12 protein-coding genes are annotated in these 14,436 nt (G+C 71.0%); 3 read left to right on the top strand and 9 right to left on the bottom strand.

What is annotated here, in order from left to right:
* Positions 1-7: 7 nt before the first annotated feature.
* On the top strand, positions 8-844 hold the full coding sequence (fghA, locus tag EGK76_RS09160) for an S-formylglutathione hydrolase (protein WP_123832681.1): 837 nt from the start codon (positions 8-10) through the stop codon (positions 842-844).
* A 33-nt stretch (positions 845-877) separates the two neighbouring features.
* Here the strand turns inward: fghA and EGK76_RS09155 are convergent, their stop codons facing one another.
* The 5 genes from EGK76_RS09155 to grxD all read right to left on the bottom strand — a co-directional run bounded on the left by EGK76_RS09155 (position 878) and on the right by grxD (position 8,443).
* Positions 878-1,567, bottom strand: a complete 690-nt coding sequence (locus tag EGK76_RS09155; RefSeq protein ID WP_123832405.1) for an adenine nucleotide alpha hydrolase — start codon at positions 1,565-1,567, stop codon at positions 878-880.
* On the bottom strand, positions 1,568-1,909 hold the full coding sequence (locus EGK76_RS09150) for a hypothetical protein (RefSeq protein WP_096296996.1): 342 nt from the start codon (positions 1,907-1,909) through the stop codon (positions 1,568-1,570).
* A gap of 247 nt (positions 1,910-2,156) precedes the next feature.
* Complete coding sequence (locus EGK76_RS09145) at positions 2,157-5,621, bottom strand: PAS domain-containing hybrid sensor histidine kinase/response regulator (protein ID WP_123832404.1); 3,465 nt, start codon at positions 5,619-5,621, stop codon at positions 2,157-2,159.
* A gap of 78 nt (positions 5,622-5,699) precedes the next feature.
* Complete coding sequence (locus EGK76_RS09140) at positions 5,700-7,202, bottom strand: GGDEF domain-containing protein (protein WP_123832403.1); 1,503 nt, start codon at positions 7,200-7,202, stop codon at positions 5,700-5,702.
* Positions 7,203-7,513: 311 nt separating this feature from the next.
* A complete protein-coding gene (gene grxD, locus EGK76_RS09135) occupies positions 7,514-8,443 on the bottom strand; it encodes a Grx4 family monothiol glutaredoxin (RefSeq protein WP_096296999.1) in 930 nt (309 codons plus the stop codon).
* A gap of 117 nt (positions 8,444-8,560) precedes the next feature.
* Here grxD and EGK76_RS09130 point away from each other — a divergent pair, with 117 nt between their 5' ends.
* A complete protein-coding gene (locus tag EGK76_RS09130) occupies positions 8,561-9,337 on the top strand; it encodes a polysaccharide deacetylase family protein (RefSeq protein ID WP_123832402.1) in 777 nt (258 codons plus the stop codon).
* 239 nt (positions 9,338-9,576) lie between these two features.
* Here EGK76_RS09130 and EGK76_RS09125 read toward each other — a convergent pair whose 3' ends face one another.
* Genes EGK76_RS09125 through EGK76_RS09110 form a run of 4 tightly spaced genes read right to left on the bottom strand, consistent with a single transcriptional unit; the run spans position 9,577 to position 12,741 of the window.
* A complete protein-coding gene (locus tag EGK76_RS09125) occupies positions 9,577-10,113 on the bottom strand; it encodes a hypothetical protein (RefSeq protein ID WP_123832401.1) in 537 nt (178 codons plus the stop codon).
* Positions 10,110-10,841, bottom strand: a complete 732-nt coding sequence (locus EGK76_RS09120; protein ID WP_123832400.1) for a methyltransferase — start codon at positions 10,839-10,841, stop codon at positions 10,110-10,112. Before EGK76_RS09120 ends, EGK76_RS09125 begins: the two co-directional genes overlap by 4 nt.
* Positions 10,838-11,455 carry an SGNH/GDSL hydrolase family protein gene (locus EGK76_RS09115; RefSeq protein ID WP_123832399.1) on the bottom strand — a complete coding sequence of 206 codons (618 nt, stop codon included), beginning with the start codon at positions 11,453-11,455 and terminating at the stop codon, positions 10,838-10,840. The genes EGK76_RS09120 and EGK76_RS09115 overlap by 4 nt, the downstream gene beginning before the upstream one ends.
* Positions 11,452-12,741, bottom strand: a complete 1,290-nt coding sequence (locus tag EGK76_RS09110) for an aminotransferase class I/II-fold pyridoxal phosphate-dependent enzyme (RefSeq protein WP_123832398.1) — start codon at positions 12,739-12,741, stop codon at positions 11,452-11,454. Before EGK76_RS09110 ends, EGK76_RS09115 begins: the two co-directional genes overlap by 4 nt.
* Positions 12,742-12,868: 127 nt before the next feature.
* On the opposite strand from EGK76_RS09110, the gene rsgA reads away from it, so the two are divergent.
* A complete protein-coding gene (rsgA, locus tag EGK76_RS09105; protein ID WP_233580239.1) occupies positions 12,869-14,008 on the top strand; it encodes a ribosome small subunit-dependent GTPase A in 1,140 nt (379 codons plus the stop codon).
* Positions 14,009-14,436 lie beyond the last annotated feature (428 nt).

Genomic DNA, 14,436 nt, shown 5'->3' with positions numbered 1-14,436 from the left:
CATGGCGATCGAACGCATCGAACACCGCGCCTGTTTCGGTGGCTGGCAGGATGTCTACGAACACGCCTCCGACACGCTCGACTGCACGATGCGTTTCGCGGTGTACCTGCCGCCGCAGGCGGAGCGGGCGCGACTTCCGGTGCTGTACTGGCTGTCGGGCCTGACCTGCAACGAGCAGAACTTCATCACCAAGGCCGGCGCGCAGCGCTATGCCGCCGAGCACGGCGTGATCCTGGTCGCGCCCGATACCAGTCCGCGCGGCGACGACGTACCCGATGCCGACGGTTACGACCTCGGCAAGGGTGCCGGCTTCTATGTCGATGCCACGCAGCAGCCCTGGGCGACGCATTACCGCATGTACGACTACGTGGTGCGCGAGCTGCCGGCGCTGATCGAGGCCAACTTCCCGGTGACGGATGCGCGCGGCATCAGCGGGCATTCGATGGGCGGGCACGGGGCGCTGGTGATCGCCCTGCGCAATCCGGGTCGGTATCGCAGCGTGTCGGCGTTCTCGCCGATCGTCGCGCCCAGCCAGGTGCCGTGGGGCGAAAAGGCGCTGGGTGCCTACCTCGGCGACGACCGCAGCGCATGGGCCCAGTACGACGCCACCGCGCTGATCGCCGATGCACCCGAGCGGCTCGCGCTGCTGATCGAGCAGGGCGAGGCCGACGAGTTCCTCGAAGGCCAGCTCAAGCCGCAAGTGCTGCGCGCCGCCTGCGAAGCGGCCGGCCATCCGCTCGAGCTGCGCATGCGACCCGGCTACGATCACAGCTACTACTTCATCGCCAGCTTCATCGGCGAGCACATCGCGCATCACGCCCGGGCGCTGCGCGACGGGGGCTGACTCCTCTCCCGCATCAACGCGCGAGCACGGGGCTCAGGTGCGCGCGAGGAAGTCGGTGCAGGCGAAGCGCCCCTCGCGCAGGACGGTGGGGCCGCGCGCCAGCATCAATGGCGCGGCGAACATCGGCCCGTCGAGGACGCAGGTGTGGAACTCGCCGCGTTCGCCGCAGGCATCGACCTGCACCGGCAGCGCGGCCAGCAGGTCGGCATCGAAGTCGCTTCCGGCGAAGCTGGCGTCGAGCTGCGTGGTGTCGACGCAGCACAGCGCCGCACGCAGCCCGCCGGCCTGCATCTCGCGCGCCAGCGCGGCGGTGTCCCGCCCGAACAGGGGGAACGCCGCCTCCCATCCCAGGCGCGCGCACTGCTGCATGCGCCAGTGGCGGATGTCGTCCAGAAACAGGTCGCCGAACGCGAGCGTGCGCAGCGATGGCCAACGACTACGTGCGACCTGCAGCGCCTCGGCCAAGCGCGCGCCGTAGACGGCGTTGTCGGGCTGCCGCGGCACGCGCATCTCGATCAGCGGCAGGCCAGCGGACGCGGCCTGCGCATGGACGACCTCGACGCGGATGTCCTGCATCGACACACGATCGGCGCCTTCGACGATCGTCGTCAGCAGCCCGACCACATCGACATCGCCGCGCTGGCGCAACACGTGCAGGGCCCAGGCTGCGTCCTTGCCGCCGCTCCACGACAGCAGCACCTGGCTCGGCGGAGGCGCGGTCACTCAGCCGGCGCGGACGTCGCGCAGTTCCCAGGCGCTGCCGGCAAGCAGGCGCAGGCGATGCTTGAGCACGGTGCTGGAGATGGACGTGTTCACGACCAGATCGACGCCGAGATCCCGATCCTCGCCGGTGACCCGGGCGGACGGGTCGGTGACCCCGAGGGCCTCGTCGACGTCGTCGGGGTCGGGCTGCTCCGAGCGCCAGCGCGTGAACAGCGCATTGCCGCGCAGCGCGTCTTCCACTTCGGCGGCGATGCCGGCGGCACCCTGCGCGCGGATCGCATGGACGCCGGAGGCGCGCGCCTGTTCGGGTTCGGGCAGTCGGATCAGATAGCGTGTACTCATGCGGCGTCCATCGCGTTGCGAAGGCGCAAGCCTAGCAACCGGACGCGTTAGAAATCCGTCATTCCGCGCTGCGAATCCGCGCGATCACGCTGCGCGACTGGGCATCGGTGATCAGCGTGGCCACCGCGCCCGGCGTTCACGGCAGCGGCGCGTTCGACATGGGGCACTTTCCAGGCGGCGAACGGCGCGGCGGCACCGGGCAGGGTCGATCGGCGCGCGCCTGTGCGTCCGCGCGCCGCTGCGGCGCTCAGGCCGTGCGCGCGCGCCGCGCGCTGGCGGCCATGCGCTGGGCACCGAGGAAGGCGCGCATCGAGGCCGGTTTGACCGGCTTGGTGAGCACCGTGTAGCCACGGATGCGCGCGGTCTGCTTGAGCGTGTCGCTGCCGTCGGCGGTCAGCAGGGCGCCGGGCACGTCGGGTGCGATGCCGCGCAGCGTATCGAGGGTATCCAGGCCGTCGAGACGGTCGTGCAGGTGGTAGTCGACCAGCAGCACGTCAGGCCCCTGTTCCATGCACGCGATCGCTTCGTCGATGGTCTTGGCGCACAGCGGCTCGACGCCCCAGCGCCGCAGCAGGGCGCGCATGCCGGCAAGGATGTCGTCGTCGTTGTCGACGCACAGCACGCGCAGGCCGTGCAGCGATTCGTCCTGCAGCGGCGTCGGCGGCACGATGGGCGGCAACACCGCGAGGGTGCTGCGCGGCACGGTGATGGAGAACATGCTGCCGTGGCCGACGGTCGAACGTGCATCGAGCGTGTGGCCGAGCAGGCGCGAGATGCGCTGGCAGATCGACAGGCCCAGGCCCAAGCCGCGCCCGTCCCAGTCGAAGTTCTGTTCGTAGCGGTGGAATTCGTCGTAGATCTGGCTCATGTGGTGTTCGGGAATGCCGGGACCCGAATCCCAGACCTGCAGCGCTACCTGGTCGCCCCGGCGGCGCGCCGCCAGCACGATGCGACCGCTGCGGGTGTAGCGCAGCGCATTGGCAAGAAAGTTCTGCAGCACCCTGCGCAATAGCCGAGCGTCACTGCGCACCGGCATGGGCGGTGCATGCAGGCGGATATCGAGCGCGCGCGCCTTCGCCATCGGCGCGTATTGCCCGGCAAGCTGGCGCAGCAGTTCGGACACGTCGAAGTCGACGATCTCGGGCCTCAGCGCGCCCGCGTCGAGGCGCGAGACATCGAGCAAACCGTCGAGCAGTTCCTCGGCGGCGCGCAGCGAGGTGTCGACGCGTTCGGCGAGATGCTTCTGTTCCGCGCCATCCTGGGTTTCGCGCAGCGCGGAGGTGAACAAGCGCGCGGCATTGAGCGGCTGCAGCACGTCATGGCTCACCGCGGTGAGGAAGCGCGAGCGCGACTCCTGCGCAGCCTCGGCTTCGCGGGTGCGCTCGGCGACGCGATGCTCCAGGGTCTCGTTGATGTCGCGCAGCTCGCGCTCGACGCGCTTGTAGTCGGTCACATCGCTGTAGCTGGTCGCATAGCCGCCGCCGGGGAGCGGCTGGCCGCGCAGCTCGATGACCTTGCCGTTGCCGAGCACGCGCTCGGACACGTGTGGCGAGCCGGCGCGCATGTAGGCAATGCGCTTGTCGATCTCGGTGTCGATGTCGATGGCGTCGCGTGGGCCAAGCTCCCCGCGCTCGGCGTTGTAGCGGATCAGGTCGGCGACCGGCCGGCCCACGTAGAGCATGTTGTCGGGATAGCCGAACAGACGCTGGTAGCTGCGGTTCCACGCGACCAGCCGCATCGTGGGGTCGACCACGCTGACCGCATGGTCGATGTTCTCCAGCGTCGACGACAGCACCTCGCGATTGAAACGCAGTTCCTGACCGGCTTCGTCGAGCATCGCGACGACTTCGTCGACCTCCATGCCCGAGCCCTTCAGCGCGCTGGTCATCAGCAGGCGCGCCGACGAGGCGCCGACTGCGGCTGCGAGCTGGCGCTCGGTGAACTGCAGCCAGGTGCGGTCGGCCGGCGTGTTGTGCACAAGCGGCTTGCCTTGCGCCTGCGCCTGCGCGTGCTCGTCGAACGCCGCGCGCGCGGTGCGCTCGCCCACGATGCGTCCGGTCAGGGTCAGCAGGTCGCCGATGTCGACATTGCCGCTCCATTCCTCGGAGGCGAAGGTTCGTCGTTCGGCGTAGGGGTCCAGGAACGGCGCCGCGCGCAGGCGCTCGTCGAGCGTCGGGCGCCAGCGCGCGGACACGAGCAGCAGGGCGCCCACGTTGAGCAGCAGCGACCAGAACGTGCCGTGGGTCAGTGGATCCCAGCCGGCGAGCCCGAACAGCGCGTGCGGACGCAGCCAGTGGATGCCGAAGGGCCCGCTGGCGAGCCACTGCGGATCGAGCCAGCCCGACTGCGTGAGCGTGGGCAGCAGCAGCGTGTAGATCCACACGCCGAAGCCGATCAGCAGGCCCACCTCCACGCCACGCCGGCTCGCGCCGCGCCAGTACAGCCCACCGATCAGCGCCGGCGCGAACTGGGCCACCGCGACGAAGGCCATCAGGCCGAACGCGGCCAGCGTGGTCTCGTTGCCGCTGGCGCGGTAGTAGCCGTAGGCCAGCGCGGCGAGACCGATGATCGCGACACGGCGGATCCACAGCACCGTGCGCGCCACGTTGCCGCCGTGGCGCTCGGCATAGCCGCGGCGCAACAGCAGGGGCATCACCAGGTCGTTGCTGACCATCGTCGCGAGTGCCACCGACGAGACGATCACCATGCCGGTCGCCGCGGAGAAGCCACCGATGTAGGCGAACAGCGCCAGCGAATCGGCATTCATCGCCATCGGCAGCGCCAGCACGAAGCTGTCGGGCGCCACCGGCCCGTCGCGCCCGAACAGCGCGACGCCGGCGCTCGCGATCGGCAGCACCATCAGGCAGATGACCACGAGGTAGCCGCCGAACAGCCAGCGCGCACGGCGGATGTCGCGCACGTCTCCGCATTCCACGATCGCAACGTGGAACTGGCGCGGCAGACAGATCAGTGCGGCGAATGCCAGCAGGCACTGCGCGAGGAAGCTGGTCGGCGGCGCGTTGCCGACCAGTGCGCGGGTGGCCTCGAGCAGGTGCAGCTCGCGCGCGTCCAGCCACATGATCGCGAAGATGCCCACCGCGACCAGCGCCACGAGCTTGATCAGCGATTCCAGCGCGACCGCCAGCATCATGCCGGGCCGATGCTCGGTGGCATCCACTTGCCGCGTGCCGAACAGGATCGCGAACAGCGCCATCAGGGCGGCGACGTAGAACGCCGGATCGCCGAACGGGGTGACCGGGTCGTCCGGTCCGCCGAGCACGCCCAGGCTGATCGCCACCGCCTTGTACTGCAGGGCCAGGTACGGCACCGCCGCCATCAGCGCGATCAGCGCGACCAGCGCGGCCAGCCGCTGCGAGCGGCCATAGCGCGAGCCGATGAAGTCGGCGATCGACACCGTGTTCTGCGACTGCGCGATCAACGCCAGTCGTTCGAGGATCCGCCAGCCGAACACCAGCAAGAGCAGCGGGCCGATGTAGATCGGCAGATAGCCCAGGCCCTGCCGCGCCGCGGTCCCGACCGCGCCGTAGAACGTCCACGACGAGCAGTACACCGCCAGCGCGAGGCAGTAGACAGCCGTGCGCAACCAGGGGCGCTGCGGATACAGGGGACGGCGGTCGCCGTACCAGGCCGCCCCGAACAGCAGCGCCGCGTAGCCCAGTGACACCAGCAGCAGTACCCAGCCCGGCAGCATGCGGTTCCCCTCGATGCGGACGCGGGAGTGTAGCGGGTCGGGCCGACCTCACGATCCGGCCGAGGCCGGGGTGGCCCCCTAGCCCGATGCGGCCACGCTGCGGTCCTTGCCTGCGCGCTTGGCCTGGTACATGGCCTGGTCGGCGCGCTTGAGCAGCGACTCGAAGGACTCCGAAGGGCGCCGCAGGGCGATGCCGGCGCTGAAGGTCACCGGAATCCGGGCATTCTCCTGGACGAGCGGGCGCCGGGAGAGCACGGTGCGTAGCCCTGCCATCGCGGCGAGGGCGTGCGGCAGGGTCATGGCCGGCATCAGGATCACGAATTCCTCGCCGCCGAAGCGGCCGATGACATCGTGGTCACGCAGGGTGAGGCGCGCGATGTCGACGAAGTGGCGCAGCGCGGCGTCTCCGCCGAGATGGCCGTGGACTGCGTTGAGCCGGCGGAAATCGTCGAGGTCGACGAGCGCCATGCACAGCGGCCGGTCTTCCCGCGCGCGCGCTGTCTCGTGCGCGAAGGCTTCATCGAAGCCGCGGCGGTTGAGGCAACCGGTGAGTTCGTCCTCGCGGGCGAGTCCGGCGGCGTCGCTGAGCTTCTGCTCCATCTGCGCAAGGCGCCGCTCGCTCTCTTCAAGCTCGCGCCGGGCGGCCACCAGGTCGTCGCGCGCACGCACCGCGCGCGCCTGGATGTGCCCGGTGTCCTCGAGCACGGTGTCGAGCAGCCCGTTGAGTTCACCGATGCTGCGCGCCTCGCGGATCCGTACCGCGTGGCCGGTCAGGCGGTCCTGGTACTCGCCGGTCTGCGCGGCCATGCCGTCGAGACTCTCGACGAAGGTGCCCATCATCGCGCGCATCGCGGTCCGTGATTCGTCTATGCCGGTCTTGAGCAGCGTCTGGCGGTAGAGCATCTGTCGAAGCTCGGTGCGCGCGCCCTCGATCGCCGAGCGGCTCAGGGGGCCGGAGAGCAGGCTGCGGATCTGCCCGATCTGGCCATGCAGCCAGCTCTTCTCGTCGAGCAGCTCGCCGATGTTCTCCAGCAGCAGGTCGAACAGGCCGAGCAGCAGCGAAACGTGCTCCTCTGCGTCCTGGCCATGCACGCCGACGCGATGGCACAGGTCGGTGATGCGTCGGGACAGTGCGTCGAGGTCCTGGCCCGGTGTCCAGCCGCGCAGATCCGCAGCCAGGGCGATCGCTTCGTCGGCGAGCGCAGGCTCGCTGCGCAGCAGCCCGGCGAGTGCGCTGCCGACCGCATGCCGCAGCAGGTCACGCAGCCGCAGTGCCTGCGCATCGGTCGGCGGCGGCGCATCCAGTTCGACGGTGCGGATGTACTTGTCGATGAGCTGGCGCATCGCCCGCCCGTAGGCCGGCCAGTCCTCGCTGCGCCGGGCGGACTGCAGGTAGCCACCCAGGCTGCCGAGTTCGTCGTGCAGGCCGGCGACGCCGTCGGCGAAGGCCGAAAGCAGTTGCTGGGGATCGTCGGCACCGGCGAACAGGGCGACCAGCGCCCGGGAATCGATTGCCCCTCCGCTGCCGTCGGGCGCGTCGCGCATGCGCGAAGTGGCATTGGGAGCGGTCGGTGCGGGCATGGGGCTCACGGGAAAGGACGGCGCGCCGATGCGCTACGCGCACGCGGATGCGGACTCTGTCCTAGCGGCAGGCCCGGCCACGACTTGAGGAACTGCGCACGCGCCGTTGGGACCGCATTAACCGGACCGGCGGCGCTCGGCCCGGACCGGGCCTGGTCCCCGTGCATCATCCGGCCGGGTGCGCCAGGCTCCACGCAACGGCGCGCGGCAGGCGATCGTTCTCCGGTCGCCGGCCCCTGCACCCGCCGCTGGCGGCCCGCGCGTCGGATGGCCGGACGCGCGTGGCGCCGGCCCCGCAAGGCCTGAACGGCTCAGTACTTCGGCACGCTGCCGTCGACGCTGTCGCTCCAGGCGTCGATGCCGCCGACGACGTTGTAGACCTGGGTGAAGCCCTGGTTGCGGAAATGCTCGGCGGCCTGCTGGCTGCGGCCGCCGCGATGGCACAGGAACGCCAGCGGCGTGTCCTTGGGCAGCTGCTGCAGGCGGGTGATCGCGTCGCCGTCGAGGACCTCGAACGGCCGCGCGACGCTCGCCGTGGCGCGTTCTTCCGGCGGACGCACGTCCACCAGGGTCAGCGTGCCGGCCGCAAGGCGGTCGTTGGCCTCGGCCGGGCTGATCTCCTGCACGGGCCTGGGCGCGTTGGGGTTCTCGATCACCAGGCCGCGGCCGCGGATGTCGTCGGCAAAATCGATGGTCATGCCGTCGGCGCGGCGGGCACCGGCGAGGTCGAACTGCACATCGATACCGTCGGCCCGGGCAAGGATCGCCGAGGCGCTGCGCGGCGCCAGCTGCAGGCGCGTGCGGAAGCTGGCGTCGATGTCGACCTGCAGCACGTAGTCGCCGCCGGCGTCGCCGACCGCCTTGGCGATCATCTCGCGCGCGGCCGGGGTGATCGAGATCGACGGCGGCGTACGGTCGGGCGGGGCAACGCCGAACAGGCCGTGCAGCTCACCGCTGCCGACCATCTGCTCGATGATGTCGCTGCCACCGACGAGTTCGCCGTCGACATACAGCTGGGGGATCGTCGGCCAGTCACCGTAGGCCTTGATGCCCTCGCGGATCTCGCCGTCCTCGAGCACGTTGACGGTCGCGTAGTCGACGCCGACCGCTTCCAGCGCGGACACGGCCTTGGCGGAGAAGCCGCATTGCGGGGTCGTCGGCGAGCCCTTCATGAACAGCACGGCCCGGTTGCCCTGCAGCAGGGTTTCGATGCGGGCGCGGACGGCGGGGTCGAGGGACATGGCGTAAATCCGGTGTGCGGGGGACGGCCGACATGGTACCGCGGGGCCGCCGATACAAGCCCGCGACGGGCTTTGGGCGCCCGCAACGCGGCGTTGCGCGGCGGGGTCGATGGCATCATGCGCGCCATGTCCGTGCACCGCCCGCCCCGTCGCCCGCAGCTCTGGCTGCCGGTGCTGATCGCCTCGCAGCTGCTGATCGCCCTGGTCTGGTGGCGGCTGGGGTGGACGGTGGGCCTGCCGCTGCTGCTGGACAGTCACGCGATCTGCCTGTGGGGCGTCCTGGCACCGGCATCGCGCCTGTACGGGCCGGTGCTGACCCGGTTGCCGGGCAAGGATGTCTGGCTGACGATCGACGACGGCCCCTCCGACGACACCCGCGCGCTGCTCGACCTGCTCGATGCGCACGATGCGAAGGCCACGTTCTTCCTGGTGGGCGAGCGCGCCGCCGCCCGGCCGGATCTCGTGCGCGAGATCGCCGCGCGTGGCCACGGCATCGGCAACCACAGCCAGACCCATCCCCAGGCCCGGTTCTGGGCGCTGGGGCCGGCGCGGATGCGGCGCGAGGTGCTCGACTGCCAGAACACGCTGCGCACGATCACCGGCCGTGCGCCGGCGTGGTTCCGCTCCGTCGTGGGCCATACCAATCCCTTCGTGCACGCGCCGCTGCGCGAGGCGGGGCTTGCCCGCGTCGGCTGGAGCGCGCGCGGCTTCGATGCGGTGAAGGCGGACGTGGACGCGGTGGTCGCACGCATCGAGGCCGATCTGGCCCCCGGCGCGATCGTGCTGCTGCACGAGGGCGCGAAGCACGGCCGCAACGTCGCGATGGTCGAGCGGGTCCTCGCGCGCATGCAGGCGAAGGGCTTGCGCGCGACGCTGCCAGACGCCTCCGCCTGACCCAGGCCGCCACCGATCGGCCGCGCGGCGGGCGAGCGCCCTCCGGGAGCGGGCTGTTCTGAGCACAGCTGCAGTCCGCGCGTCACTTCAATCGTCAGCCGCCCTGCGGCCCTCGGCGCCCGGCATGGCGAATCTCCCCCCGGGAGAGGGGTTGGGGTGAGGGTGGCAGCAACCAGCGGGCGGACCGGAAGATGACGCGCTCGCCATTCCGCCGTGTGCGCCGATCAGCGCATCGACCGCTAAGCGTCCTGCAACCCTGCGAGTACCTCGCAGAGGTCGTCGGTTTCCAGCAGCAGTTCGGCAACTGCGTGCTGACCGGTCGCCGCCGCGGTCGCGGCCAGGGCGGCGCTGCACATCCGCCCGTTCCACGCCGGCGTGGCGACGAGGCCGGTGAGCAGCGGCAGCCGCGCGAGCGCGGTGACATAGCCGTCGATCAGATAGTCCGGAATCTCCGCATCCCGCGCGGCGCGGGCGAGTTCGATGCGGGCCGGCAGCGCGAAGTGGATGGCCGTGGCGCGCTCGGGCGCCTCGGCGAGGATCGCGACGATGTGCGGCACGGCGGCGAATGCGGCCGGGTACACCTCCCCGCCATCGCAGATGGCGGTCCACAGCGATTGCCAGGGTTCGCCCCGCACGTGGTCTTCGCCGGCGCCATCGAGCTGCGCGAGCAGCGCGGGAATACCGCGCGCCGAACCGTGGGCGCATTGAAGACGGGTCCATGACGGATCGTCGAGCGCCAGCATCGGCGCGTGCGGCAGTCCGTCGCGGGCGGTCATGCGCGGATGCCGGTGATCAGCCAGTTGTTGAAGGGCGTGTCGCCATACAGCGGCCGCAGCGTGGTCTGCAGCCCGGCGCCCTCGAGCTGGCTGCGCAGCCCGTCGGCGGTGGGGTAGCTCTTCGCGCGCTCCTGCATCCAGCCGGCGAGATTGGCGAGTCGATCGGTGATGCGGGTGGTGCGGCTGCGCGGCGTGTCGTCGGCCAGTCCGCTGCGGATCACCAGGCGCGCGCCGGGCACCAGCATCGCGATCACGTTGCCGAGCAGTTCGCGCTGTCGCTCCGGCGAGAGGTACTGCAGCACGTCGAGAATGGTGACGCTGCCCCGGTGATCGGGCAGGCCGACGCCCAGATCCAGCACATCCAGGCGCACATCGGCAAGTCCCGCGCGCGCGGCGACTGCGCGTCCGCGGCGGATCTTGGCCGCGTCGATGTCGACGCCGGTGAAGGGAAGCGATTGCCCGTCCGCGCGCAGCGCGTGTGCAAGCAGGCCAAGCCCGCAGCCCAGGTCGAGCACCGGTGCAGTGGTCGGCCGCAGCGCCTGCAACACGCCCGGATACAGCGGATCGGTCCGCAGCTTCGTCAGCGTGTAGTAGTAGTCGTAGCGGTTGCCGAGGACATGCCCGGGCAGAAACGCGCGGGCGATGCCGCGTGCGTCCTCGCGCGGAAACGGTGTCGTCGAAAGCGGCGTATCGGCAAGCGAGGTGGAATCGGAAGCGTTGGAAGTCATGCCCGGGACAATAAGCCGCGCGCCACCGGCAATGCCAGTCGCGCCCACTCGGCGTGCAGCGCGGCGGATGGATGCAGGCCGTCGTCGGCGAGCATTTCCACCTCGCCGCCAAGGGCGCGGCTGACCGGTGCGATGTCGACGAAAGCGACGCCGCGTGCAGCGCAGATCGCCTGCGCGGCAGCGTTGTAGGCATCGAGCTCGCGCGCGATCGCTTCGACATCGCGGCCCGAGTGCGCGCCGAACGGGGTCACGCCCCAGTCCGGAATCGCGAGCACGAACACGCGCGCCGGCTCGCCGCCGGCGAAACCGATCGCGCGCTCGAGCAGCGAGGCGAACGCCGGCCGGTAGCTGGCCACATCGCGGCCGCGGTACTGGTCGTTGACCCCGATCAGCAGACTCACCAGGTCGAACGGCCCTTCGGGCGCGGCGGCGTCGATGCCGGCGTCGAGTTCGTCGGTGGTCCAGCCGGTGGTGGCGATGATCTCGGGCTCGTCGAGGGCGATGCCTGTCGCGCGCAGCGCATCGGCCACCCGTACCGGCCAGCGATCCTCGGGCGCGATGCCCTCGCCGATCGTGTAGCTGTCGCCCAACGCGAGATAGCGCGCCGGCCTCATGCCGTGCGCGCCCGGCGCGTGGCGAGCGGTACGACCTTGCGCGCGTCGCCGATCTGGCGTTCCAGCACGCGCTCGATCCGCGCGAACACCTCGCGCAGCTGCGCGGGCTCGGGCAGCAGGGTCACGCGGAAATGGTTGCGGTAGGGCACGTTGAAGCTGTTGCCCGGCACCACCAGCACGCCTTCGGATTCCATCAGCTCGAGGGCGAATGCATGGTCGTCGAAGCCCTGCGCATCCGCCTCGGCGATGCCCGGGAACGCGTACAGCGCGCCGGCCGGCGCGACCAGCCGCAGATAGGCGCTGGCCTCGCAGGCTTCGACCACCGCGCGGCGCGCTTCGTGCAGGCGGCCGCCCGGCGCGCACAGTGCACTGATCGTGTCGGTGCCGGTCAGCGCGGCCTCGATCGCGAACTGCCCCGGCACGTTCGCGCACAGGCGCAAGGCTCCGAGCAGGTCCATCGCGTTGCGGAAGTCGCGGCTGCGTGCCTCGTCGCCCGACAGCACAGCCCAGCCGACGCGCCAGCCGCAGGCGCGATGCACCTTCGACAGTCCGCCGAAGGACACGCAGGGCACGTCGCCGGCAATCGGCGCGATCGGCTCGAACGCAGCGCCATCGAAGGTGATGCCGTCGTAGATCTCGTCGCAGAGCAGCAGCAGGCCATGGCGGGCGGCGATCGCGACGATGCGCTCGAGCAGGGCGCGCGGATAGACCGCGCCGGTGGGGTTGTTGGGATTGATCAGCACGATCGCGCGCGTACGCGGCGAGACCAGCGCCTCGAGCGCATCGGGGTCTGGCAGGAAGCCGTCGGTTTCCTTGCACTGGTAGAAGACCGGGCGGCCGTCATTGAGGATGGTCGCCGCCGACCACAGCGGATAGTCGGGCGAGGGCACGAGGACCTCGTCGCCGGGATTGAGCAGCGCCCGCAGGGCGATGTCGATCAGTTCGCTGACCCCGTTGCCGACGAACACGCGCTCGGCCGACACGTCGCGCGCGCCGCGCGCGATGTGATGCGCGGCGACGACCTCGCGCGCGGCCGGCAGGCCCTGCTGGTGGGTATAAGGATCGGTGTCGTGGATGCGCTCGGCGATCGCGCGCTGCAGGTGTTCCGGCGCACGGAACCCGAACGCGCCCGGGTTGCCGATGTTGAGCTTGATCAGCGTGCGACCCTGCGCCTCGAGTTCGCGCGCGCGCCGGGCCAGTTCACCGCGGATCTCGTAACGGACTTCGGTCAGGCGTTCGCGGGTCTTGAAGGGGGCGGACATCGGAGCGGGGCTCGGCGCGGGCATGTCGCCGGATGCTAGCGGAAAACCGCGTGGTCGCGGCCGCGTCCCGGCTGTGGTGCCGAGGCCACGGATCGCCCGCGCGGCGCCGGCGCACGTAGAATCCGCCCATGCAGACTGCCCGCCCGATCCCGTGACTTCCGCCGACGCCGCGCTGCGCGCGATCGGCTGGCCATTCGACGGGGCGCCTTCTGGCGCATGGGCGCAGGTGATGGAAGCCCATCCGCAGGCGCTGCCGATGCGCGTGGTCGAACAGCACCGCTCGGGGTATCTGGTCGCCGGCGCGCCGGGCGAGGCGATCCCGGTCGAATCGCTGCCCGAGTGGCTGCGCCGGAGCGGATATCGCAAGGGCACGATCGCGCCGGAAGACCGCGCCGCGGTCGGTGACTGGGTGCTGGTCGAGGACGGCAAGCGCATCGTCGCGATGCTGCCCCGGCGCAGTGCGATCAAGCGCGCCGCGGCCGGCGAGCACTACAAGCAGCAGCTGATCGCCGCGAACATCGACACCGTGCTCGTGGTCTGCGGACTGGACGCGGATTTCAATCCGCGGCGCATCGAGCGCTACCTGCTGCTGGTGCAGGGCGGCGGCACCCCGGTGATCGTGCTGACCAAGGCGGACAAGCCCGAGGCCGACATCGCTGCCGCGGTCGAGGCGCTGACCGAGATCGCCGGGCTGGGTGTTGCGGTGGTGCCGGTCAACGCGCGCGATCCCCGCAGCGTCGAGGGCCTGCATCGCTGGCTCCGGCCCGGCATGACCGCGGTGCTGGTGGGCAGTTCCGGCGCCGGCAAATCGACGTTGACCAACAGCCTGCTCGGCACCGAACGGATGAAGACCGCGGCGGTGCGCGAGACCGACGACCGCGGGCGCCACACCACGACCTATCGCGCGCTGATCCCGCTGCCATCGGGCGCCTGCCTGATCGACACGCCCGGCATGCGCGAACTCAAGCCGACCGGCGAGGAAGACCTTGCCGAAGGCGGGTTCGCCGATGTCGAGGCGATCGCCGCGCAATGCCGGTTCCGCGACTGCACGCATGGCAGCGAACCGGGCTGCGCGATCCATGCGGCGGTGGAAGCGGGCATCCTCGAACCGCGCCGGGTCGGCAACTATCTCAAGTTGCGCGACGAACTCGCCGGCGCCGCCGGCCAGCTGGCGACCCGCCTGGCGCAGAAGGCCGAGACCCGCCCCGCGGGCAAGCCGGCCCCCAAGAGCGGGGGGCGTCCCGGAGTGAAGCCGGCGAAGCGCGGGTCCGACTGGACGCGGGACGAGTAAGCCGCGCGCTGGGATTGCCTGGGATCGGCCTTCGCAGCGCCGGTCGCCCTCACCCCACCCCTCTCCCAGAGGGAGAGGGGCTCCGGCGCCCCGAGCCGCCGCTCCGCGCTCAAAGCCCCTCTCCCCCCGGGAGAGGGGTTGGGGTGAGGGCCGATGCCCGCACCGACCCAAGTCCACGCAGCCCCGACACCAAAGCCCGCCCCGAGCCGCCGCTCCGCGCTCAAAGCCCCTCTCCCTCCGGGAGAGGGGTTGGGGTGAGGGCCGACCTCGCCCCGATGCCAAGTCCACGCAGCCTCGGGCGCGCACAGCCCACCCGAGCCGCCGCTCCGCGCTCAAAGCCCCTCTCCCCCCGGGAGAGGGGTTGGGGTGAGGGCCGACGCCCGCGCCGACCCCAGCCCGCGCAGCCCCGACAACACAGCCACCCGAGC

Source organism: Luteimonas sp. 100069 (assembly GCF_003813845.1).
GTDB lineage: Bacteria > Pseudomonadota > Gammaproteobacteria > Xanthomonadales > Xanthomonadaceae > Luteimonas > Luteimonas chenhongjianii.
This window is presented reverse-complemented; position numbering and strand designations above follow the sequence as displayed.